This is a genomic window from Mojavia sp., assembly GCF_059505145.1.
Window position 1 is genome coordinate 5,555 of sequence record NZ_JCACKA010000072.1, and the last position, 23,039, is coordinate 28,593.

A 23,039-nucleotide genomic window follows, 5' to 3' on the forward strand; every position below is an offset into this window, starting at 1 on the left:
ACCACAGGTACAACAGGCACAGGTACTGGCACCACAGGTACAACAGGCACAGGTACTGGCACCACAGGTACAACAGGCACAGGTACTGGCACCACAGGTACAACAGGTACAGGTACTGGCACCACAGGTACTGACAGCTTTGGTACTGGTACTACTGGTACTACCGGCACGGGCACTACAGGCACAGGTACCACAGGTACAACAGGTACTGATACTACAGGTACAGGCACCACAGGTACAACTACAGGTGGCACTACATTGCGAGGAACTAACGATGTGAGGGGCGATCGCGGTTCCAGTTGGGGTTGGCTAGGTTTGCTGGGTCTAGCTGGTTTAGCTGGTCTAGTTCCTAATCGTGAACAACCAAAAGCTTATCGTGACCCTAATCAAACAACAGGTTCTGGGTCTAGATATTAAATCGCTGAAGTTTTTTGATTAGCCTCTAGAAATGAGGCGATATTGGCTTGTTACTCCCATCTGCAAAGCCCTCACTGTACAAGTACAAGTGAGGGCTTTACTTATTGAATTATTATTAGTAGGTGCGATCGCCTGTGAAGTTTTAAAATGTACTAAGCCGCCGAAATTTTAATTAAGCATAAGAAGTAACTTTACCTTCGTATTCTTTTTGGGCAGTTTCTGGTAAAGACGGACGCAGGCACAGATAAATTAATGGGCCAAACAAAGGGATAAGCGCTACTGCCCAAAAAATGCGGCTGTCCTTGAGACCTCGACGTGCCATATCATCATCAAATAATGAAGTCACTGGAAATATCAGGCACATTAAACAGAAGTCCAGGCTGATGAGGTGAACAAAAGGCCTAGAAAAAAATTGCTGAACGTAGTCTTCCCAGTTTCCGGCAATTCCTGCATAAGCCAGTAGGCAAATTGTAGCAAATAAAAGGTTAATTCCTGTGCTTCGCTGCTCCAGAATGGAAAGCCACTTATCTTTTTTTCCATAAAATTCTTGATTGGATTTACGGAAAATTAAATAGGGCAAAAGGCAAATTACCCCCGTGAAATTTGACCCAATAAAATAGGGCCAAGCACGAAAGTTTTGCATTCTGCCATCAACAAACATCAGACAAGCATAGATCATAGGCCAGATACCCATCAGCCAGAAAATGGCCAGGATGATGGCATTGATTCTTCCCCATTGGAACGTTAACAGATCTCGTCCCAACGACCATGTATCAGGTTGATCCAATGGAGCTACCGATATGGTGTAGGCGACAAATCCTAACCAAATTAGCCACAGAATGAGTTTTCTGACCATGACCGCAAATTGCATATGCTGTTTAAAACTTTAGTAATAGTTAATGTCTTGCTGTCATCTTTTGAGCCATCTGTAAGTGATCGGCTACAATTGGTTGATTCTGACTTGCAAACGCTCTCAACTGTTGGTCTCTTCCCTGTTGTAAATACCTTTGGTACTCAGCCAGAGTTCTGGCATGAGCTTGAATTTGTCCTTGCATATATGCTTGGTCAAAATTACTACCATATAGTCCAGTCAGTTGCGTTAACAGAGCTTTGTTTTCTGGGCCAATATCTTTCGGTAGAGCGAAATTTTTAGCTTTCGCTATCGGTGCCAATCTTTTGGTGGAATTTGTATGCTCTTCAATCATCCGCCGCGCAAAGTTACGAACAGATTGGTTTCTAGACCGTCGAAGTGCCAACTGACTTGTTTGGATTTCTGTCAGGTCACTTTGCGCTGCCTTAGTCATGAATTCTGTATCCAGCTGTCTCGGTGAAACATTAGGATTTGCGGAGTCTGGAGTAGAAGTCGGATTTGCGGAGCCTGGAGTAGAGGTTGGATTTGCGGAGCCTGGAGTAGAGGTTGGATTTGCGGAGCCTGGAGTAGAAGTTGGATTTGCGGAGCCTGGAGTAGAGGTTGGATTTGCAGCAGGACTAGATGTATTCTGAGCAACAATTAACCGACTGGAACTGTTGGCAAAACCAGAGTTCAAGTTGGCTTGTGCTAGTCCTGGGAAACTGATGAAAGCACTTGCGCTAGCAACGCCGAGAAAGCTGCCGACTAACTTTTTAATTGCCTTTGTCTGATAGAGCATATTTGTTAATACTTGTCTGTTTGAAACTTTAAAGGATGGTTCTGGTGACAAAACAAGCTTGCCTTTAGCGGATATCCTCAACTAAGTATTTTTGTTGAATCGATGACTCGTACTTGACATTGGATATTGAAGGCAGAGTTGATCTGTAATTGCTTCTAATCAAAAAGTTAACTACTATAGTTGGTGTAAAACTTCTGTCGCAGGAATAGCCTCTCCTTCCATCTGCGGAGAGACTTTAAGGCTATAGATAATATCTCTTCAAAACTTGACTGGCTTGCTGAAGGCAGAAATCACAAACTATTTTTTGCTGATATCTGGCAATCTGTCGCTCCGCGTCTATGCTCTTGCATCAGCCTAAAAAAAAAGCCCGTGAAACATAGAGTTCCACGGCTTTTTGTGTGGTGTGAGGAGTTAACTACATATCATCATAAAGTAACTAACGAGTAGCAATGAGCTTGTAACAGTTTTGGTAACAGAATATTTACTGATGACACCACTATAAATTTTTCTAGCAGCCCTCGGAACTTAATCTGTATGCACCAACTTCTGGGGTACCAAAACCAATAACGATGGTATATATCCTCTAAGGTACGCTTATATTTATTTAACAATGTATTAAAAATTAGCCAGGACACTTGCTCTTGTTAGCTTCAAGCCCAAGTTAAATTTTTGATTTTGAATTGCTGTTTTGATATTTAATTTTTGATTACAAAAAAAAACCGTGGAAACTTAGAGGAATCCACGGCTTTTTTGTGTGGTGTGAGGAGACTTAACTAATGTCATCATAAACCTATCTGACAATGAGTGAGACAGGGATAAAAGGTTTTGTAACAAAATTGTTCTTTGATGACATAGAGGCGATCGCGTAGTGCGCGAGCGATCGCACGTCTATTCAAAATTAAAAATTAATAAACTTTACAATAAAGCACCTCCACAGCTAGAACCGCACCCAGCCGTACAACCATAACAATAGGCAGCAGTTTGTACCTCACTAATCAAGTCTAAATTACCGACTTCTAGTAACTTGGCAATTGTCAGGGTTTCACCGTTACGAGTTTTTGCAGGTAGATTCATCATTTGATTAAAGTCGCAATCATAGACATTACCGAGATAGTCGATAGATAACTCATCGCGGCACATTAAATGCTCAACTGTACTAGCATTAAAATGCGATTCTAAAAACTGCAAATAGCTTGTATACAGTTTTTTTCGTTCTAAATGCATTTTAGTTCTGCCAACTGGTAGATTCGTAATAGTGAATAGGTTGTTAAAAACAATGCCAAAATGTTCTTGCAAGAACATTTTGTAATCTCGTTCTAGATTTGTCTGTTCAGGAGCTAAAGAAAATTTTTCAGATTGGGGCAACTGGGGATTATATATCAAGTCCAAAATCAAATCTGGTTGTTGCCCATAGCCAAGCCGATTTAACCATTGCAAAGCTTTGATTGAAGCATCAAAAACACCCGTGCCGCGCATTTTATCTACATTATCTACTAGGTAGCACGGCAGAGAAGCAACTATTCTAAGTTTATGTTTAGCAAAGTATTCAGGTAAATCATCAAATCCTTCTTCAAAATAAATAGTCAAATTTGACCGGACTATCACTTGTTTACCTGTTGCCCTTGCTGCTTCTACAAGTGGTTTAAATCCATAATTCATTTCTGGTGCGCCACCAGTTAAATCCACAATCTTAATTTCAGGAAATCTATGAATTAGCGCAATCAACTGTCCGCAAATTTCTGAAGAAAGTTCTTCTGTACGTTTAGGGCCTGCTTCGACATGGCAGTGTGTACAGGCAAGGTTACAGCGTTTACCTAAATTGATTTGTAAAACATTGATTTCCTTCTTTGTCAAAGAGTAACTTAGTTTATCTTTGAATGGTGTTACTTTTGAATTGGCTGTATTTATGGGTTTAGTCTGCATTGCTTCTTCCTAAAGAAATCCAAATAAATATAAAAATTAGCTTTATGATTATAATCTGAAAAAATATTTAAGTTTTTATAAAAAATCATATGTGGTACAACTAATTTAAATAAACAGTTAATTCGTTCATGCTCAACTGTAGGGTGGGCAATGCCCACCTACGTGATTTCAAAACATAAACTATCAAGAAAACTTGTAATTTAGCTTAACAGCAACCACCACCGTTATAATGCCAAGTCGAATCAGTGATAATTATTTGGGCTGGTTTTAAAACTGCTAGCTTTGCAGCAGTTTTATCACACACGGCTGCGGGTATACCACGCTGCAAAAGATGACCTGCTGAATCATCAAAAAATGGTTCTTTACCAGCATAAATTGCTGTTTTTCCAGTGAATATACAGGCTCCATCTTCAGGTATAGCAACCTTGAAAGAAACCGAATCAAGGCTTTCAAGAAGCAAATTTTCCTCTAAATTATATGTCAATGAATCTAGCAGACGATAAGGGCGGCGAGCACGAATTTCAACTTGGCCAAAGCCAGCATTTACGATCAGTTGAGTATATTCTTTATAGGTGAGTGCGCCTGATAAACACATAGCTCTTAGCCGCTCATCTTGTTGTAGATGTGTAGGAATTGGACGAGTGGCAATGGGATCGCTCATTTGCAATCTTCCGCCTGGTTTTAAGACGCGAAATGCTTCTTTTAAAGCACGATTTAAATCTTCTGGTTCAAATATATTGAAAAGGCAATTTTGTGCCACCACATCTACAGAAGCATCAGCAATCGGTAAGTTAAAGGCGTCGCCTTCTCGAATTTCTACAAAGCTGGTGTCAAACCAGGAATTTTCTTGAGCAGCAATTTCCAGGTTACGTGTAGCGGCTTCTCGCATCGCTTCAACCGGTTCAACGGCAATTACAGCACCTGCACGGCGAGAAAAATAAGCGAATTGTAAAGCTTCTAAGCCACCGCCAACGCCGACATACAGCACGGTAGGTTGGTTTGCCAGTTCGGTGGGATGAACAGTGGTACCACAACCATAGTTCATTTCCTGCATTGGCAAAGGTATTGTTAGTCCAGGTAGTTGCAGGGGTGTACTTTGGACACAACAAAGTCCAACTTGCGGTGTTTGTGCAACTTCGCGGTAGAATTGCGCCGCTGTTTCTAAATAGGTCATTACAATCCTAATGTTGTGTGTTCTTCAGTCTAGCCAACTTTGTGGATCGTAATATAACTAACTCTCCATTGCATGAGTTTTTGTTGAGAACACAAGAACCCCCAAACCCCAGTAAGAAAGGGGAGTTTAGGAGTTTAACGTTAGCTGTAATTTAATCACGCAAGACGTAGCCGACACCGCGGACGGTTTGAAGAAGGGGTTTTTCGTTATTAGCTTCGAGCTTTAAGCGCAAATAGCGAATATAGGCTTCAATGCTATTGGAATCGCCCATGAAGTCATAACCTAAGACTTCTTTTACAATACGATCGCTTGTCACTACCTGCCGCGAATTGATGAGTAAATATTCCAGCAAATCAAATTCTTTGGCAGTTAAATCAATGAGCCTTTGACCCCGATGTACTTCTCGCGTGCGACGATTTAAACTCAGGTCTTCAAATTCTAAGATATCTGCGGCTTGTGTTGCTTTGTTTCTTCGCACCTGGGTATGAGCTTTGGCTAATAATTCTTCGATACTGAAGGGTTTAACTACATAGTCATCAGCATCGGCTTCTAAGCCTGCAACGCGATCGCCTTCGGCAGTGAGCTTCACGCAATCGCTCACTTCATCTTTGATAGTTAATAAAATTATCGGTACTCTATCACCAGTACTTCGTAAGCGGCGGCAAATTTCTATCCCCGATAAATCTGGTAATGTCCAATCTAAGATTACTAAATCTAGATGTAAATTCTGTGCTGCGATGATTGCAGTTAATCCATCGTAGGCAACGCTGACTTGATAGCCTTCATAATTCAGTTCTAATTCTATAAATCGTGCTAATTTGACTTCATCTTCAACCAGTAAGATGTGCGTCATAGATAATGTTGATGATTTCAGCAGAGTATGGTAGGCAGAAACACAGATTAAGAAAATTCTAGATAGGTAATAGCTACTATATAGCTAAACATCTAATGATTTCTACGTTAGCTTAGTATACTTACAATTAAGTAACAATAGTAAATCTGCGGTCACCCATTGCTGCTGCATCACAATATCATGACAATTTAGCAATAGGCTGTGACATCTTCGCCGCATTCATCAGCAAGATAGCATAAAGCTTTAAACCGCAAACTAACAACTTGTTCGTAAAGAGGATTCAATTTACACATTGGAGGAATGTGTAATAGTTTCCGACCAAATATAGTGATATCTCGCTCAAATGGACATTGAGCTGGAATAGCCTTGCACAAGAAATGAGCTAAATGACAGTTATGAATTTCGATTTTGTCCAACCATTCGCGGACTGGGTAGAGTAGATCGTAGTGTAAAAGTATTTGAGTAAAGCAGGCCATACTTTTTCTCCTTGAGCTAAGTTATTTGAGTATTAATTCCTATACATATGTACATTTGGTTATTTAGTTTTATGCAATGATTACAATGTTTGGTTGATTCCAATATCAATGCTGCATTTGGGAAAAGTAAACGAGCTAAATTTAGATTTATTTCTCGTTTCTAGACACATTTAACTACACATTCAAATATTTGCATTCCAGATAATTTGCTTATGCGATCGCCCTTGAGCGCACTGCACTCCGCGCAATCGCCCGTATCGCTATCCTATTTCTTCGCTGCACACTCGGCTGTTTATTAGACGTTTCCTAATGTCGCAATGTTTCTTAACTTACGAGCCTTTATACAGGAGTGTTAGCTTTAGGGTAGATATGAGCAAAGTAAAACGAAATTGCCTGATTAATCAATTGTTGGAGGCGCAGCTTCAATTTTGCTAACTGAGGCGGAAAGTTTAGGATAGCTGCGAAAATTTATGACACGAGACTTTATAAGTAACAAAAAACAAGTTTTTGACCGTTGGGCACCGAGTTATGACTGGCTACTTCCTTCCGTATTTTACCAAACCGTCCACAAACGGCTGTTGGAACACGTCGATTTACCACCTCAACCAAAGGTACTTGACTTAGGCTGTGGTACTGGTCGCCTGCTTGATCGGCTTGCAGCTAAGTTTGCTGATTTGCGTGGTACTGGGTTAGATTTATCTCCTGAGATGTTGCGGGTAGCAAGACAAAAAAACCGCCATCATCCACGTTTAATTTATATTGAGGGTAAAGCTGAGTCTCTTCCCTTTGCCGATGGTCAATTTAATGCTGTTTTCAACAGTATAAGTTTTTTGCACTACTTGGAACCTAAACAGGTTATGAGTGAGGTAGCACGGGTGCTTTCTCCCGGCGGACGCTTCTATTTGGTTGATACAAGTTTGAAAAGTAAGGCAGAATCGCAACTGACGCTGGCTGGTCTTGGCAAAATTAGATTTTATAGTCCTCAAGAACGTGAGAGTTTAGGAGCTTCTGCTGGGTTGGTGTGTGCAGGACACTATTATTTATTAGGCCCTGTCTTGCTGACGATTTTTACTAAACCACCCTTAAGTTGACGCCTGTTGAACTTACATTTCTAGGGCTTACGCAGTGATAACGGAAAAACGAACCGCATAGACGCGGAGCGGTGAGACAGTGCGTTGGTGAGGCAGCGACGGGTACGCAGGGGGTTTCCACGCCACTTGCTACAACGCGGGAAACCCGCGCAACGCAGTGGCTCCCCATGAGCGACTACCGAAAGGGTTAAGCGACTTGTAGACACCCAAAGGGCTTCCCGCACGCAGGGTAGGACACAAAGAACACGAAGTAAAGAGAGTTTCAGAGAAATCCTGCGTAAGTCCTGGTTTTATCTGGATTCTGCTGTCAGAAAAATTTTTTTCGCTTATCTTTCTTGATATTGCATAAACACTACAGGAACTCGAATCAGCTTTTTAGCTAATTCAGACAAGCCAAACTTATTTTTGAGCGATCGCGGTAACTCCTCAAAGGAAATGGGCACAAACCCGAATTGGCTATAAAAGTGTGCCAGTCGCTGTCCCAGACATTCTAGATATAGTGGCTGAGTTGCTGTATGAATTAGATACTGTGTCAAAAAACTAGCCAACCCCCGACCTCGCCAAGCTGGTGTAACCACCAAACTACCGAGTTCTTGTGCTTCTGAAAAGTTACGCAGTTGTCCGCAAGCAACTAAATTTTTATCGCATTCAATCACCCAAAATTGTTCCCAACGTAACTGAGTCGGGTCAAGTTTAGCTGAGAATACCAATAACTTAATTTGCCAGCTATCCGCAGATTTTGCTCTACGCAAAACACATCCAGATGGTAAAAATAAATTGTTTGTTTTCACTATTTTTATTTATATATTTGATACTTTATAAATTTTAAATAATACACGATTTACAAGAACCATTGCACGCTATAGCAGGCTATAGCCAATTGTTTGAACAAGAATATCAAAACCGTTTAGACAAGGCTGCCCAGGAATACTTAGCTTATATTGTGGATGGGGCCGTGCGGATGCGGCAGTTAATTCAAGATTTATTAGCTTATTCCCGTGTTGGTACTCGTGGTCAAGTGTTGTCTTCTATTGACTCTAATGTTGCGCTCAATCAAGCATTAAGTAATTTACAAGTAGCGATCGCCCAAAGCAATGCCATCATTACTCATGACCACTTACCCACTTTACTCGCAGACAAAACCCAACTGGTATAGTTATTTCAAAATTTGATTGGTAACGCCATATTACTATTCAACGTTTAGTTCGTACCATTCGTTCGGAGTAAGTTGGAGATGGCGGCGAAATGGCGCATAAGCAAGCTTTCCTAGAAGTTAAGCAAACTTCTCTTTTATTAACTCTGGGAATAATTTATTAAGTTTGTATCAAAGGCATCAAATCTAGCTTTATGTTTTCGTTAGAAATCCGAATGATAAATTAAACTTCTGAATTTAAGATAAATGCTATTATCAGAAATCAAGTTGCTTAATCAACAAACTATCTAATCAAAACTGCCTACCTTCTTAAAGAAAGTTCCGAATTCCATTTGACAAAATCTTCGATATTCGACATAGTTAAAAAATCAATGGTTTTGAACTGTTTATCAATAGCTGGAAGGCTACATATTTTCGCTCCGATATTTAAGTATGCTTGCAAAATATTAGGAATATTAACATTACAAGCATCGGGACATTGTTGCGCAAGTTCTATAGAGTATTGTGCATTTGGATACACTAAAATGCTAGGATGCATCAAATTATTCTGGCGAAAATAATGATAAGCACAACTACCTAGCCAATAATTCTGCGTTAGTAGTGATGCACAACCAAAAAAATATTTGCTTCCAGTCCAGATAAGATAATTTGCTAGCCCCTCCCATAGTAAAAAAAGTGCTTGGCTGTTGCGATATTTCTTAGCTATACATGCACGTCCAATTTCCACAGACTTCTGAAGTACAGAACCAGGAATCTGATTGAGATTAAAGATGTCAGCTGCATCAAAACCTAAGCCTTGTGAAGCCATGATATAGGTTTGCATCCGATAGGTTCCAATCGCTTTACCAGTCAGTTTGGAAATAAGCATCAAATGATGGCAAATCGCATCAAATCTATCTTGATCCATTTGAGTAAGGCTAGAAGTCGAGAAACCCAGACCAAGTTCAAGATTAAAAACTTCAAAGCGCAAACGGAAGATAGATTCTAATTCTTCTTCAGTCGAGGCAAGGCGTAAGATATAATTTTTGCTTTGAAGAACTGGAAAATCTGTAAATAGTGAAGCAGGACTAAGTAAGTAATCGGTTTGGCGGCAAGAAATTTCCATCTATCTTCCTACTTGGAATGGAGAAAATATCCTAATAGGATTTATGCACGATGCAAATCCAATGAACTCTGTATTAACGTATTAAAGCGCTATTGGCTGGTTTCTATAAAAATCCTTTTACAGACAGTATTGTTTTAATAAATCCTCCTTTAATCTCATGTGAGATTGATGAATTAGGATGAGTCCAAAATCCATCTTTAACTATCTATCCTCTAATGTTCAAATAAAGTTTAAATAATTAGAGAAGTTAGAGATGGTATGCTTTTATTATGAACATGACTTCCGAAAAAAATCTGGTAATAAGATACAAAATTTTGCTCTTATACCAATTTTCCCAAATAGGGTTACAGATACGAAGAAAGGACACACAGATTTAATCTGACTTTCCTGATTACGAATTGGTATTATGCTCTTTTATGGCTAAACCAGTCACAATAGAGGCAGAAAGCCCACGGATTATCCGTGGGCTTGCATAATTTTGCGTTCTAAAATGCAGAAAGTGTAACTTTGGTACTTGGTAAATGGATGATTTTTCAATTATCAGTAACTCTCGGTCAGTAGATTTCAACACCTGACAACTGACAATTAATTTCGATGATTATTACTGTAGCGAACCCTAGTACCTGCCCAAAGTAACTTCTCTCGCAGCGTCTGATAATATGAATTGTTTTCGCGCAAAATAATAAATTTAGCCCGACACTCAGCCATTCGCACATCAACGCGGTGTCCTGGCCAAATCGAAGTAGCTAAAACCCCATCTGTCCACAGCTTGGTACTCAAATCGTAATCCCCCAAAGGCCAAATACTAACCACAGAACCAGGAGGTAAAACGAGCGGACGGCTAGAAAGGCTCATGGCACAAATGGGAGTGATGGTAATTGCTTCCATACCATCGTGCATAATTGGGCCATTGGCAGAGACAGTGTAACCTGTAGAACCTGTGGGAGTCGAAATAATTAATCCATCCCCAACATATTGATCGACTACCTCACCGTCAATTTCCATTTCCAAAATTGAGGTAATCATGCGATCGGCAGAAGCGGGTTTGACACAGAATTCATTCAAAGCAAGGTAGCGTTCAGTCACTGGTTCTAAATTTGAGCCATGACCCTCAAACACTGCCGCTTGCAACATCATCCGCCGCTGAATAGCATAACGATCCTCAAACAGTCGATCCCAAACTTTTTCCGTATCTTGAAACTCTTCCACCGACTCAGTTAAAAACCCCAGATGACCTCCCACATTCACTCCCAGAATGGGGATGCCAGCTGGAGCTAAATGTCTGGCACCAGTTAAAACAGTACCGTCACCGCCAAGTACCAAAGCTAGATCGATTGGTTGACCTACCGAAGCCAAAAAAACCGGGTAAGGGTTATCTTTTGGGCCGCTAGGGCCTATCAAAACCTGGCACTGGCGATTTTCTAGTTGTTTAGCACAGATTTCTGCCCAGCGTTTACTCTGGGCATCTCGTGCTTTATAAGCAATGATTACCTGCTTGAGTTGCACACACAATTACCACTTCAGGAGATTAAACTGCTCCATATCGACGGTATCGCGGTTGCGATAGATGGCTAGCACGATCGCTAAACCCACCGCCGCTTCGGCTGCGGCCACGGTAATCACAAACACGGTGAAAACCTGACCTTTAATTAATGTTGAGTCTAAGAAGTTGGAAAATGCCATTAAATTTAAGTTAACAGCATTGAGCAGCAACTCAATTGACATCAGCACCCGCACGGCGTTGCGGCTGGTAATTAAACCATAAATGCCGATACAGAACAAGGCTGCTGCAAGTAGTAAAAAGTACTGGAGTTGCATGAATCTCTGTATTCCTTCTGAAAAAATTTGGCTTTTTACCTGCAAATGCAGTAGTAATTACTCTTCTGTTTCGCTGCCTGCCGATACTAGTTCTCTGGGGCGTTCTGGCAAAGTCAACACAGTCTGCGGCAGGCCGGAAGGCGTCACTTGGTCTGGTAAATACTCACGACGCGCCAAAATAATTGCTCCCACCATCGCCATTAGCAACAAAATGGAAGCCAGTTCAAAAGGTAGTAGAAAGTCACTAAAGAAATGTTCGCCAATCAAAATTATGGAAGGTTCTATAACCACAGGAGTAGCTGAGTACGCCCAAGGAGTTGCCAAGATCATTGTACTCAAAAGGCCAAATAATCCTATGCTGACTACACCTGTCAATACTTTCCGCAGCCAAGCGCTGGGAAAAGGCGTAAAATCCTGCCGCTTGTTGACCAGCATAATTGCAAACAAGATCAGCACGTTTACTGCCCCAACATAAATCAGCACTTGTGCTGCTGCTACGAAGTCACCATTCAACAACAGGTACATCCCAGCTATGCTGATGAATACACCTCCAAGCAAAAAGGCAGAATAGACGATGCTGGAGGACAGCACTACACCTAGCGCTGCCCCAATCATCATTACAGCCAGTATGCCAAAGGAAACAACCTGTACTCCTTCTGCTAGATTCACTGTTTTTTATCCTCAGTCTGTTGTGAGTCAGTACGGTGAGGCAGTACGGTCTTGGGGTTTCCCCAAGTAGAGTAACTGCCGAACCCATAAGGGTCTTGGGGGTTTCACCCATGAGTAACTGACGTTCCCCGTAGGGGTTCTCGCAGAGTACCCGAAGGGTCAGTCGTCAGTTGTCAGTTGTCAGTTGTCAGTGCTATCTATTATTTTTTGCTACTGATTATTGACCGCTGACCATTTGCTACTATGATTTATTTTTCTGCTGGTTCCACCAGGTCTTCTGGACGTGCACCAGGACGAGGTGCATCGGCACGCAAATCATGGGGTTCCATGACACCCTTGGGCAGGTAAACTAGTTCGCGTAGTGGTGTAACCATTGGGTCATTTGTTACCTTGTAAGGCAGACGTCCCAACGCTACGTTGTCAAAATTCAATTCATGGCGATCGTAAGTGCATAGTTCGTAATCTTCTGTCATCGATAGACAGTTAGTCGGGCAATATTCCACACAGTTACCGCAGAAGATACAAACTCCAAAGTCAATACTATAATGATTGAGCTTTTTCTTCTTGCTGGCTTTGTCGAATTCCCAATCCACTACAGGTAGATTAATTGGGCAAACGCGAACACAAACTTCGCAGGAAATACACTTATCAAACTCAAAGTGAATTCTTCCACGAAATCGTTCACCAGGAATCAGTTTTTCGTAAGGATACTGTACAGTAATCGGACGTCGCCGCATATGGTCAAAAGTGACAGATAATCCTTGACCAATGTAACGGCCGGCTTGCACTGCTTCTTTGGCGTAATCACCAACTTGCTTGAGGAACTTTAGCATTTTGTGTGTCTCTCTCTTTTGTCAGTTGCCAGTTGTGAGTCAGTGCGGTCTTGGGGAGCCACTGCGTTGGACGGGTTTTTTGGCTTCCTCAGTGGCGTGGTTCCCCCCAGGAGCAACTGACGTTACCCGTAGTTTTCATTGGTCATTTGTCAGATTACTAATGACAAATGACAAATGATTAATGACTAACCACCGAAGGCGACGGGAAAGGCTAATTTCAGGGCCGCAGTTAATAGGAGATTAACTAAACCCACCGGTAGCAAAAACTTCCATCCTAAATCTAGCAATTGGTCAATCCGAACCCGTGGTACTGTCCAGCGCAACAGGATGGCAACAAATACTAGTAAGTAGGCTTTGAGTACGGTCATGATAATACCCAAAGAAGCAGTGACTATCTGCAATACAGGATTTGCTTCACTGATTCCCAGCCAACTAGCGATCATATTGATGGGAATGGGAAAATCCCAACCGCCTAGATACAAAATTGCCACCAGCAGGCTAGAAAGTATCAAGTTAACGTAGGAACCCAGGTAGAACAGGCCAAATTTCATCCCCGCATATTCGGTTTGATAACCTGCCACTAATTCTTCTTCCGCTTCAGGTAGGTCAAAGGGCAAGCGTTCACATTCAGCAAGGGCTGCTATCCAAAAGATGAGAAAACCGGCTGGTTGCCGCCAAATGTTCCAGCCCAGGATACCGTAGCCAGATTGCTGATTGACAATATCAACAGTGCTGAGACTGTTAGACATCATAGCGATCGCTAACACGCTCAACGCCAAAGGAATTTCGTAACTGATAGACTGTGCTGCTGCCCGCAAGCCCCCTAAGAGGGAGTATTTATTATTAGAAGCGTAACCAGCCATCAACAACCCAATTGGCTGAATACTAGATAAGGCAATCCATAAGAAGACCCCCATCCCTACATTCGTGATGACGATATTCTGCCCAAACGGGACAATCAAAAATGACAAAAACACCGGAATCACAACAATGATTGGGCCGAGAGTAAATAGCCAGGGGTCAGATTGTGCTGGCACTACATCTTCTTTAAATACAAGCTTCAGACCATCCGCGACCGGCACTAGCAACCCAAAAGGGCCCATGTATTCTGGGCCAATCCGTTGCTGTGCTGCTGCGGAAATTTTCCGCTCAAGCCAAGTGGCAACTAGTACCCCCACGGTTGCCCCAATGAGCATCAGTATCATTGGTAGAGGCATCCAAATAGCTTTGGCTGCATCTGGTGGTAGTCCTAAATCCGTAAGGGATTTAATAAAAGTTCCTTGGAGGTCTATTCCTGAGTTCATGTTTCCGCTCTTTAAGTCAACTGAAGTGTGAAGAATGAAGAATGAAGTGTAAAACTTCAGCCTTCATCCTTTAGCCTTCATCCTTTATCCTTTAATGATGACGCCTGATTGAAGATTTTTTGCGAATTCCCATGCCTAGTATATCGTTGGATGGTTTTGACCCTCCTTAAACAGAACACAAGTTCTACTTATGGAAAGTATCGAGATCCACGATTTAAAACCCCCAGTTACCTGGTGGAAACAAAACTTAGCAAATAAACGTCTCACATCGGAAATGGAAAAGCCATGAGCTTCTGAAGTCTGGAGGCAACATCCATAGATTGTGAACTTGGCAACACAAAACTTTCGCCTTCGTTGTGGCAACGCTTCCATTGTTTACAAGTTTGATGATTTTCCAGGGCTAGGGGCTGGTATCACTAACAACCTAACTGTTAGTTAGCGTTCTTCAATGGGGACATAAGTAATGTCGTGGCGACCGTTGTAAATTTGAGTAGGACGGAAAATCCGGTTTTCTTCCAGTTGTTCTTTCCAGTGGGCTAACCAACCAGCAACACGGGCGATCGCAAATACTGGTGTAAACAAGTCTGTGGGAATACCCATCTTCCTATACACCAAACCGGAATAGAAGTCAACATTAGGATAAATTCCTTTGTGACCAAGTTTTTCCGCTACTACCCGTTCCATCTCTTGGGCAATTTCGTAGTATTTGTCGTCCCCAAATTTGGAAAACAACTGTTCCGCCAAGTTCTGCAAAATGGTGGCTCTGGGGTCTTTTACCTTATAGACACGATGCCCAAAGCCCATAATTTTAGCTTTGCGTTGCAGAAGATCCTCGACATAGGGACGCACATTGTCTACAGAGCCAATGTCTTCTAGCATTTGAATTACTTCTTCATTGGCTCCACCATGTAGTGGCCCCCCTAAGGTTCCCACCGCACTAGCAACGACAGCATAAGGATCTGTTAAGGTAGAAGCCGTCACCCTGGCACTAAAGGTGGAAGCATTCATCGTATGCTCGACATGAAGTATCAAGCAGACATCAAAAATTCGTGCCGCCAAAGCGTCCGGTTCTTTCTCATCGAGCATGTACAGAAAGTTGCCGGAGTAGTCTAAGTCATCGCGTGGGCGTATAGGGTCATTGCCTTTACGCATTAACTGAAACGCCGCCACCATCGTTGGAATGGTTGCTATCAAGCGAACCACTGCATCTCGAATGTAGGCAGGATTATGTAAATCTCGACGCGAGTAAAACAAGCCTAATGCAGCAGCAGAGGCTTGTAGAGCATCCATTGGGTGACCGCTTTCTGGAAAGCATTTCATCATGTCCCGGATGCGATATTTTATTCGCCTGTGGTGGCGAACTTCATCCTCAAATGCTTCCAGTTCTTCTTTGCTTGGCAGTTCACCCCAGATCAACAGATAAGCAGTTTCCAAAAATGTACTTTTTTCTGCTAATTCCTCAATCCGGATGCCGCGATATTCTAGTATTCCTTTTTGCCCGTCAACATAGCTGATACTGGATTGGGCAGCAGGAATACCTTCCAAACCGGGCTTGTATTCGCACACCGACATGGCAACACCATCTGCTTTGTAAAAGATTTGCTCAGGCTAACTTACCAGAAATCGTTATCGCAATAACAGTAACAGTTATAACCTAAGTTCTTTCATAACTGTGAAAAAACCGTTAGAGCAGGTACTTGGGTGGTGTCAACCAAAACATCTGACTACGACCCAGAGGAGAGCCTATTTCTGGTAGTTTTATTCCGATCATACCTGCTTTTTTCAAGACTAAGCTTGCTTTGGCTTCCCCCCAAAGAAGAATTTCTGCCCACTCACTCAAACAAGGCTCATGTCCCACAAGGGCAATTTGGGTATTTTGGGCATAATTTCTTGGCTCTAGCCAGTCTTTCAACCAACTATGAATATTACCATCAGGTGCAAGGTGATTAGATTCCTCCATCTGAGAGCTTAGTCCAGTTTCTCTGAGGATTTCTGCTGTTTGGCGCGCCCGTACTAGGGGACTTGTGACAATCAAATCAAAGTGCAAATCCAGCTGAACGAGTCGTTGGGCAACTTTGTCTGTCTTTTGCCGCCCCTCTTTAGTGAGAACTCGCTCCTCATCTTTGATGCCAGCAGCTCTCTCTTGGGCTATACCATGACGAATTAGATACAGTTCCATCGCACGTGTTAGGCTTACTCATTTTCTCGAACACTACGTACCCAAGCAGTACTATCAGCTAAATCTTGGCAATGTCTACGACGGGCTACGCCTACGCCCCACATCCCAATAAAACTATCATTTATTAAATCAAAATCCGGTAACTCAGAGGCAGGTTCAATTACTGCATATCTTTTCTTTGTGGCAAAAAAGCAATAAACTCCATTACTTGACACTGTGCTTCAGCAGAAGGGATAAAAACTCATTCAATAACTCTTGCTGTGTCATTCTTATGCCTATTAAAAAATGAAAGGGTTTGCGATTGATTTTTAAATATCTTTACACCATTTACACTGCTCGAACCGCTGTTTCAAAAACTGTTGGTTGGGACGGCACATTCCATCTTTTGGAACTCGTAGCTTTATCCCGTCAATTACTCGATATTCAGTTGTTTGGAGAGTAGGCGAAATATATACCGTCATTGTTTCTGGATGGATGGCAATAAGGTTTAAGTCAAATAAAGTATGCAAATCTGCACGTAATAATAAACCATTTGATGGATGATTATTTTCGGTTTCAATGTATAAAATTATGTGAGCAGCTTCGAGCGCGGCCTCAGCATCAAAATTGGTAATTGCACACTTACAAGAATATGCATCCAGCAAAGACTGACGAAACTTTGATTGCCCCTGCCTCCTAGCTATTGATACTGTAATTTTTTGTCGTGCCTCGGCATCGCTCTCAGCACTGAAGAAGTTTTCTTTATCAAGTTTTTCTCTAGCTAGTAATAGTTCATTCGCCTCTGGCGATAGTTAAAGATGCTGCGGCTCTACCGCTGATTTTGGATACTGATATATATCCCTTTTTCTATTTATAATTGATTCCCAATTTTGAATTCTATTAATTGCCTTTCCGTATTTTAAATCAACTTCTAAAGCTAATTTATAAGCATCTATTGCAGCTTGATATTCATTCTTTTGCTTAAAATATTCTCCCTGCTCAAAGAAGATATCAACAAGACTACGTCCTCTTCCTTGCCTTTGTTGTATTAGGGAATGCTTCTCCCATTCTGAATCTAACGAGGAAGCAGCTTTACTATTGAATCTACAACCGCTTCCTCCGAAATTGAAATTTATTCCTTGAAATGGAGGCAAGTTTTTTAAATATTTTTGTTCCAAAGTAAAATCAAAGTCTACAACTGAATCTATCTGTAGGTTAACAGCAAAATATCCATCATAATCGAATATGTATGCTTCACTTAAATTTGTATATTTGCTGCCAAAAAGCCTTGATTGTTTATCTTCTGGTGCAGCTATAACATAACCAGCAGCAATAAAGCCACTAGGTTGATTGCCATTATTGCCACTCCTCTGAAGATAGGCTCTATCTCCAACTTGTATCAATTTGGAATTGCCACAACTCCAGGATGTTCTATAGTAATCACCTGATGAAATTACTGATTTTATTAAGCTAGGCAGCTCTCTATTTTTAATAATTCCTTTTTTACTGTAGTATTCTGCTTCACCATTGCAAAGAAAAACTATAGTTTCCATCAGATACAACATTGAGTAATCATGATCCTCATGATATTAGCTATTTAGTATATAAAAAGTTTGCGTATATTTAACTAATTTGCGAATCACAAAGATTCACCTGGAGTTTCAGAACAATTTGCTGTGTTTCAGGATCTAGATGAAAACCAAGAGCATTTATTCTGGTGCTACCTTGAGAGCCAATATAGTTTCTTCTGGAATAGTCAATGTGAGTTGGTACATAATAATCCATACATTGCTTAATAGTTCAGAGACCAAAAGTAGATAAAACGCCAAGAAATAAATTTCTTGGCTCAAAGCTAAATTCAGTTAAAGCTGAATTATTAACATTTTCTAGTCGTGTTTAATGAACTTTCCCTATCGATGGTCTGAATTTTAATCCAAGGTTTATTCTGACTGAATTGGGTTGTCTTTGGGATTAACCAACCTAAGCAATTTTTGCTTGATTTGGGTATCAAATACTTCCCATTTCATTTTTGCATAAGCCGAATTTTCGTTACCACCAGATAAGAAACCCATTGGAATCTCAAAGCCGCCCGCACTTGTGCGCCCACCGCCAAAAAAGCGCCCTGTACTATCTTGCCCAAAGGCTTCTTTAATGAATTCATCAGGGTCAAGGGTAAGTTTGGTGGTTCTTAGGGAGCCAATAACTACTTCTAGTTCATCATCTTCGTCGTGAACAATACCGTAAACCACGGCAGTGTGAACGTTTTCTTCTGTAACTAAAAAATCTGCCGCTTGGGGGATGGCATCGCGGTCATCGTAACGTAAGTAACCAACACCAGCTATAGAAAAGTTATTTTGCACGATGCGGTTTTTGAGCGCTCGCTCAATCACATCCATCACCCGCTTGGAACGATTCGCTTCTAGAACCGCGTTCAGCAGTTGGGCGTCATAAAATCGACTTAGATAAGCAGCGGCCATAAAATCTTCCTCTTGGGCTTGCATCAGTCGATTTGTATCCGATCGCAAGCCATGCATCAAGGCCGTGGCACATTTAACATGTTGATTGATGCTGCTATCTAGTGTCAGTAATCCCGCCTGTAGGTACTGGGTAAAAATCGTTGCTGTTGCTCGTACATGAGGACGGACATCAACAAACTCTGATTTCAGATCTGCCTGTAAACTGTGATGGTCGATAACTGCTACTAAGGGCATTCCTGCTTGCTGCAATGCTGACAGTAGCTGACTTGTAGTTCCTTGGTTATCAATTAATACAAAACCTTGATAAAATGACAGGTCTTTACCCTTGAGGGTTTGTAGTGTCCAGCGCTGGGCAGGTAAATTAGTGAGCTTAACTAAGGCAATATTCTCTTGGTGGCTTAGAGTACCAGCATAAATAATTTCACATTTAATATCATATTGCTGTGCAATTAACTGGTAAGTCCAAGCACAAGACAGGGCATCAGGGTCAGGAAAATCTTGCAGAATTATCAACTGACGCTCGTGCCGGTGTGCCAGAAGTGTCTTTTGCAGTTCTTCTGACTTTTGAGACGCCAGAGAATTACCACGCTGAAGTATGTAAACACCTCCATCATTTGTTGATGGCGGTATGGAGGTTTTGCTAAGAGGCACTTCAACTGGCATTGTGTCTATTTCAGCATCCTCTTGGTTCGACTCTGTAGTCAATGAAAAACTCTCAAACTGCGTCAAGGAAGGGTTCAATTGCATAGGAAATATTTTTGTAAGCGTGAAGCTCTATTGATTTGTTAAGAAATCTTACAATCAGCAGTTCACTGATTTAGCCACGCATTATAATTTTCGCAAAAATATAGAAACGTGGCACTCTATATCTCGGCCTATTTTTTTCGAGTAAACTAATCAACCATCTGCCGAATTCTACTAAATTACATAATAGAAGGTGGTAATTCTTACACTTGAAATTGTGTAATACATAGCTAATAAATGCAGCTTTTTACTTTCTTTTTCTCTTCAATAGCGAAACAATAGAAAATTCAGTTTAATCTAGTACCTTATAGCTAGCCTAGAAAGGCTCTAAGGTTTTGCGTGTAAAATTTGCAGTTACACGGCTTTCCTATGCCAACTGTGCTGCTAATAATAGATTTTTGGTTCTTTCTTTTTCATTTTTTAAATTTCTACTTGTGTGGTAAAATTTTTATTTCATATTTAACTGTTAATTGTTAAGTTAGACAGCTTTTTAGCTCATAGTCTCATCCTAATAAGTAATGAGCAATTAACAATTATTTTTATTGTTAAGTAAAACTGTTCTTTTATTATCTACTTTAACAATTCTGAAAATTTAACATATGCAATTCAGGTTTTACTCTGCCATGAGATATAATCAAAGATTGGCAATTAATTGATATAGATTTTTTAATGCAGTTCTCCTGGCTTATGCTCTGATAAGCCAGGAGGAAGCATGAGCAAATACACAGCAAGTCATAACTCTGTGTTGAGGCGTGTTAAATCAAGCTGAAGCTTCTGTTGAGACGCAATAAAATACTGTCTTGTTCAGCATCAACTAAGAGCAATTAGAGGTGATAATCTATTGTGTTTTACAGGCTAGAATTTGTAATTTTAAAGTCCTATAACATATTTTTGCCACTCTTGGTGGAGTCCGCTCTTGAGATGCTTGCTAACCTCAAAATAAAGACTGCTGTAAGGTTGACGGGGGGGATGACGCAAAAGCATGTGGGCTTCGTGGGGCGTGCGGTTACCTTTTTTAACATTGCAACGCACACAGGCTGTAACAATATTCTCCCAGGTATCACCCCCGCCGCGCGATCGCGGTATCACATGATCTAACGTTAACTCATCACCGATATAACCGCAGTATTGACAAGTGTGTCCGTCACGGTGCAGGATATTTCGGCGAGTCAGAGGAATTTCTTTGTAGGGAACGCGCACATAATGACGCAACCGAATCACGGTTGGTAATGGAAAATCCGCATAAAGGAATTTACCGTTGTGTTCAACGCGTTCTGCCTTGCCTTTAATTAACAAAACCGCAGCGCGACGCCAGCTCGTTATGTTAAGCGGTTCGTAAGAGGCGTTAAGGACTAAAACCTTACCCATTGATAAGCGCTCAAGGTATTAGTTTTACATATATTAACACAAATATACTCTGATTTGAAGATGAGAATAAATTATACTTTAGCCATATTTACCAATTAAATTATTTAGTGCTGGTTTATCAGCTCTCACAATGTCTACAGGGTAAAAGTCACTTCAATTGACCACTTCTGGTGAGCAGAAGAGGGCAAGAAGACTAGGGGACAAGGGGAAAGAACTATGAATAATTTTTGCCCCTTCCAATTGCTCTATGTCCTCCATCCTGTTCTTGTCAGGGCGGTAACACCCAAGAGTTTCAAGCCCCCTAGATTCATCTGTGGGATCTTCAATTTTGAATGAGTGAATTTTGAATTCCCCGTACCCCTTCGCTTAAGGAAGCTACGCGTAGTCTTGCAGAGAAGGGACTGACCTACAACCTTTGCCAAATCATTAATTCTTCTTTTTCATAGGTAAGACCTATGGGAGATCAATTATCAACAACAATGCTGTAAATTTAGCAAAAATTTGCTATGTAGCGATCTTGTGTCAATTCGAGAGGAAGGGTAGACTTGCAGATTAATCTGATTCAGCTTCTAAGAGGAGAATAAACAGATAATCTGGCAGCCTAGTGGTGTGATAGGAGTGAGTGAAAATGTTAAGCAGCAAACAAATTTCTGGTGTAGCTTCTAATCAAGAGTGTGATACCTATGCCTGGTTTTCTCAACGTGCTTGGGTAGAAATTGATTTAGCCGCGTTGTCGCACAATGTACAGCAGTTGGTAGGATTTTTATCGCCGCGCACTCAGTTGATGGCGGTGGTGAAAGCTGATGCTTATGGACATGGCGCAGTTACAGTCGCTCAAACAGTATTACAATCAGGAGCGAGTTGGCTGGGAGTTGCCACAGTTCCGGAGGGTATTCAATTACGAGAAGCAGGAATTAAAGCTCCAATTTTGATTTTAGGAGCAACTCATACACCAGAACAAATTCACGCGATCGCTCACTGGAAATTACAACCAACACTGTGCAGCCCTAAACAAGCTTTGGTATTTTCCAACACCCTCGAAGCAATTAAGTATACTTCTCCCGTACCTGTACATATTAAATTAGACACAGGAATGTCTCGATTAGGAACGAACTGGCAGCAAACAGGTGAGTTCGTACAGTTAGTGCAGCGTTTGCCACATCTTGCCATTGCCAGCATTTACTCGCATTTGGCAACAGCAGATAGTCCTGACCCCACGGTAATGAAAGAACAGCATAGACGATTTGAGGAGGCGATCGCTCAACTCAAAGCTATGGGAATCAATTCACCATGCTTACACTTGTCAAACTCGGCTGCAACTCTCACTGATTCAGCATTGCACTATGACATGGTACGCGTGGGTTTAGCCGTTTACGGACTCTATCCATCTGCACATTTAGAAAATACGATTAATCTCCACCCAGTTTTACAACTCAAGGCGCGAGTCACTCAAGTAAAAACAATTGCTCCAAATACTGGGGTTAGCTACGGTCATCAATTTATTGCCCCCCACGAACTACGTATAGCCGTCGTGGGTATTGGTTATGCCGATGGTGTCCCCCGTAATCTTTCTAATAAAATGCAAGTATTAATTCGCGGTCAGCGCGTGCCGCAGATCGGAGCAATTACAATGGATCAATTAATGGTGGATGTCAGTGCTATACCCGATATCCAAGAAGGAGAAGTAGTCACCTTGCTAGGGCAACAAGGCAAAGAACAAATCTCCGCTAACGATTGGGCAGAACAATTAAATACTATTTCTTGGGAAATCCTCTGCGGATTCAAGCATCGTTTGCCGCGTGTTGCTATCATGTAGCCGCAATCAAA

General features: G+C 41.5%; 24 protein-coding genes. 4 read left to right on the top strand and 20 right to left on the bottom strand.

Going from position 1 to position 23,039, the window contains the following annotated elements; all coding sequences use genetic code 11:
- On the top strand, positions 1 to 417 hold a 417-nt coding region (locus AC5JL8_RS18075), incomplete at its 5' end, for a WGxxGxxG-CTERM domain-containing protein (protein ID WP_495881073.1).
- Between the two features lie 172 nt (positions 418 to 589).
- Here the strand turns inward: AC5JL8_RS18075 and AC5JL8_RS18080 are convergent.
- The 6 genes from AC5JL8_RS18080 to AC5JL8_RS18105 all read right to left on the bottom strand — a co-directional run bounded on the left by AC5JL8_RS18080 (position 590) and on the right by AC5JL8_RS18105 (position 6,492).
- Positions 590 to 1,273, bottom strand: a complete 684-nt coding sequence (locus AC5JL8_RS18080) for a DUF2834 domain-containing protein (protein WP_495881074.1) — start codon at positions 1,271 to 1,273, stop codon at positions 590 to 592.
- 40 nt (positions 1,274 to 1,313) lie between these two features.
- Positions 1,314 to 2,066, bottom strand: a complete 753-nt coding sequence (locus AC5JL8_RS18085; protein WP_495881075.1) for a DUF4142 domain-containing protein — start codon at positions 2,064 to 2,066, stop codon at positions 1,314 to 1,316.
- Between the two features lie 915 nt (positions 2,067 to 2,981).
- A complete protein-coding gene (arsS, locus tag AC5JL8_RS18090) occupies positions 2,982 to 3,989 on the bottom strand; it encodes an arsenosugar biosynthesis radical SAM (seleno)protein ArsS (RefSeq protein ID WP_495881076.1) in 1,008 nt (335 codons plus the stop codon).
- A gap of 205 nt (positions 3,990 to 4,194) precedes the next feature.
- Positions 4,195 to 5,163, bottom strand: a complete 969-nt coding sequence (gene arsM, locus AC5JL8_RS18095; RefSeq protein ID WP_495881077.1) for an arsenosugar biosynthesis arsenite methyltransferase ArsM — start codon at positions 5,161 to 5,163, stop codon at positions 4,195 to 4,197.
- A 151-nt stretch (positions 5,164 to 5,314) separates the two neighbouring features.
- Positions 5,315 to 6,016, bottom strand: a complete 702-nt coding sequence (locus AC5JL8_RS18100; protein ID WP_495881078.1) for a response regulator transcription factor — start codon at positions 6,014 to 6,016, stop codon at positions 5,315 to 5,317.
- Positions 6,017 to 6,204: 188 nt separating this feature from the next.
- Positions 6,205 to 6,492: a Mo-dependent nitrogenase C-terminal domain-containing protein gene (locus tag AC5JL8_RS18105; RefSeq protein WP_495881079.1), complete on the bottom strand. Its 288-nt coding sequence runs from the start codon at positions 6,490 to 6,492 to the stop codon at positions 6,205 to 6,207.
- Between the two features lie 470 nt (positions 6,493 to 6,962).
- On the opposite strand from AC5JL8_RS18105, the gene AC5JL8_RS18110 reads away from it, so the two are divergent.
- Positions 6,963 to 7,583 carry a class I SAM-dependent methyltransferase gene (locus AC5JL8_RS18110; protein ID WP_495881080.1) on the top strand — a complete coding sequence of 207 codons (621 nt, stop codon included), beginning with the start codon at positions 6,963 to 6,965 and terminating at the stop codon, positions 7,581 to 7,583.
- A 326-nt stretch (positions 7,584 to 7,909) separates the two neighbouring features.
- Here the strand turns inward: AC5JL8_RS18110 and AC5JL8_RS18115 are convergent, their stop codons facing one another.
- Positions 7,910 to 8,374 carry a GNAT family N-acetyltransferase gene (locus AC5JL8_RS18115; RefSeq protein WP_495881081.1) on the bottom strand — a complete coding sequence of 155 codons (465 nt, stop codon included), beginning with the start codon at positions 8,372 to 8,374 and terminating at the stop codon, positions 7,910 to 7,912.
- 41 nt (positions 8,375 to 8,415) lie between these two features.
- Here AC5JL8_RS18115 and AC5JL8_RS18120 point away from each other — a divergent pair, with 41 nt between their 5' ends.
- Positions 8,416 to 8,739 (top strand): sensor histidine kinase, encoded by a 324-nt coding sequence (locus AC5JL8_RS18120; protein ID WP_495881151.1) that lies wholly within the window; start codon positions 8,416 to 8,418, stop codon positions 8,737 to 8,739.
- 298 nt (positions 8,740 to 9,037) lie between these two features.
- Here the strand turns inward: AC5JL8_RS18120 and AC5JL8_RS18125 are convergent, their stop codons facing one another.
- From AC5JL8_RS18125 to AC5JL8_RS18185, 13 genes are all read right to left on the bottom strand, one after another.
- Complete coding sequence (locus tag AC5JL8_RS18125) at positions 9,038 to 9,841, bottom strand: GNAT family N-acetyltransferase (protein WP_495881082.1); 804 nt, start codon at positions 9,839 to 9,841, stop codon at positions 9,038 to 9,040.
- 585 nt (positions 9,842 to 10,426) lie between these two features.
- Positions 10,427 to 11,347 carry an NAD(+) kinase gene (locus AC5JL8_RS18130; RefSeq protein ID WP_495881083.1) on the bottom strand — a complete coding sequence of 307 codons (921 nt, stop codon included), beginning with the start codon at positions 11,345 to 11,347 and terminating at the stop codon, positions 10,427 to 10,429.
- Positions 11,348 to 11,353: 6 nt separating this feature from the next.
- A complete protein-coding gene (gene nuoK / locus AC5JL8_RS18135) occupies positions 11,354 to 11,659 on the bottom strand; it encodes an NADH-quinone oxidoreductase subunit NuoK (RefSeq protein WP_006199065.1) in 306 nt (101 codons plus the stop codon).
- 57 nt (positions 11,660 to 11,716) lie between these two features.
- Complete coding sequence (locus AC5JL8_RS18140; RefSeq protein ID WP_495881084.1) at positions 11,717 to 12,328, bottom strand: NADH-quinone oxidoreductase subunit J; 612 nt, start codon at positions 12,326 to 12,328, stop codon at positions 11,717 to 11,719.
- Between the two features lie 248 nt (positions 12,329 to 12,576).
- Positions 12,577 to 13,161: an NAD(P)H-quinone oxidoreductase subunit I gene (ndhI, locus tag AC5JL8_RS18145; protein ID WP_495881085.1), complete on the bottom strand. Its 585-nt coding sequence runs from the start codon at positions 13,159 to 13,161 to the stop codon at positions 12,577 to 12,579.
- Between the two features lie 185 nt (positions 13,162 to 13,346).
- Positions 13,347 to 14,465, bottom strand: a complete 1,119-nt coding sequence (gene nuoH / locus AC5JL8_RS18150; protein WP_495881086.1) for an NADH-quinone oxidoreductase subunit NuoH — start codon at positions 14,463 to 14,465, stop codon at positions 13,347 to 13,349.
- A 435-nt stretch (positions 14,466 to 14,900) separates the two neighbouring features.
- Positions 14,901 to 16,037 (bottom strand): citrate synthase, encoded by a 1,137-nt coding sequence (locus AC5JL8_RS18155; RefSeq protein WP_495881087.1) that lies wholly within the window; start codon positions 16,035 to 16,037, stop codon positions 14,901 to 14,903.
- A gap of 112 nt (positions 16,038 to 16,149) precedes the next feature.
- Positions 16,150 to 16,644: a phosphohistidine phosphatase SixA gene (gene sixA / locus AC5JL8_RS18160; protein ID WP_495881088.1), complete on the bottom strand. Its 495-nt coding sequence runs from the start codon at positions 16,642 to 16,644 to the stop codon at positions 16,150 to 16,152.
- 14 nt (positions 16,645 to 16,658) lie between these two features.
- Positions 16,659 to 16,859 carry a hypothetical protein gene (locus AC5JL8_RS18165; RefSeq protein ID WP_495881089.1) on the bottom strand — a complete coding sequence of 67 codons (201 nt, stop codon included), beginning with the start codon at positions 16,857 to 16,859 and terminating at the stop codon, positions 16,659 to 16,661.
- Positions 16,860 to 16,952: 93 nt separating this feature from the next.
- Complete coding sequence (locus AC5JL8_RS18170; protein WP_495881090.1) at positions 16,953 to 17,288, bottom strand: HNH endonuclease; 336 nt, start codon at positions 17,286 to 17,288, stop codon at positions 16,953 to 16,955.
- Positions 17,289 to 17,435: 147 nt separating this feature from the next.
- On the bottom strand, positions 17,436 to 18,176 hold the full coding sequence (locus AC5JL8_RS18175; RefSeq protein WP_495881091.1) for a hypothetical protein: 741 nt from the start codon (positions 18,174 to 18,176) through the stop codon (positions 17,436 to 17,438).
- Positions 18,177 to 18,563: 387 nt separating this feature from the next.
- Positions 18,564 to 19,847, bottom strand: coding sequence for a DHH family phosphoesterase (locus tag AC5JL8_RS18180; RefSeq protein ID WP_495881092.1), 1,284 nt, complete (start codon positions 19,845 to 19,847; stop codon positions 18,564 to 18,566).
- A gap of 867 nt (positions 19,848 to 20,714) precedes the next feature.
- Positions 20,715 to 21,212, bottom strand: coding sequence for an HNH endonuclease (locus AC5JL8_RS18185; RefSeq protein WP_495881093.1), 498 nt, complete (start codon positions 21,210 to 21,212; stop codon positions 20,715 to 20,717).
- Between the two features lie 628 nt (positions 21,213 to 21,840).
- On the opposite strand from AC5JL8_RS18185, the gene alr reads away from it, so the two are divergent.
- Positions 21,841 to 23,028 carry an alanine racemase gene (gene alr / locus AC5JL8_RS18190; protein ID WP_495881094.1) on the top strand — a complete coding sequence of 396 codons (1,188 nt, stop codon included), beginning with the start codon at positions 21,841 to 21,843 and terminating at the stop codon, positions 23,026 to 23,028.
- Positions 23,029 to 23,039 lie beyond the last annotated feature (11 nt).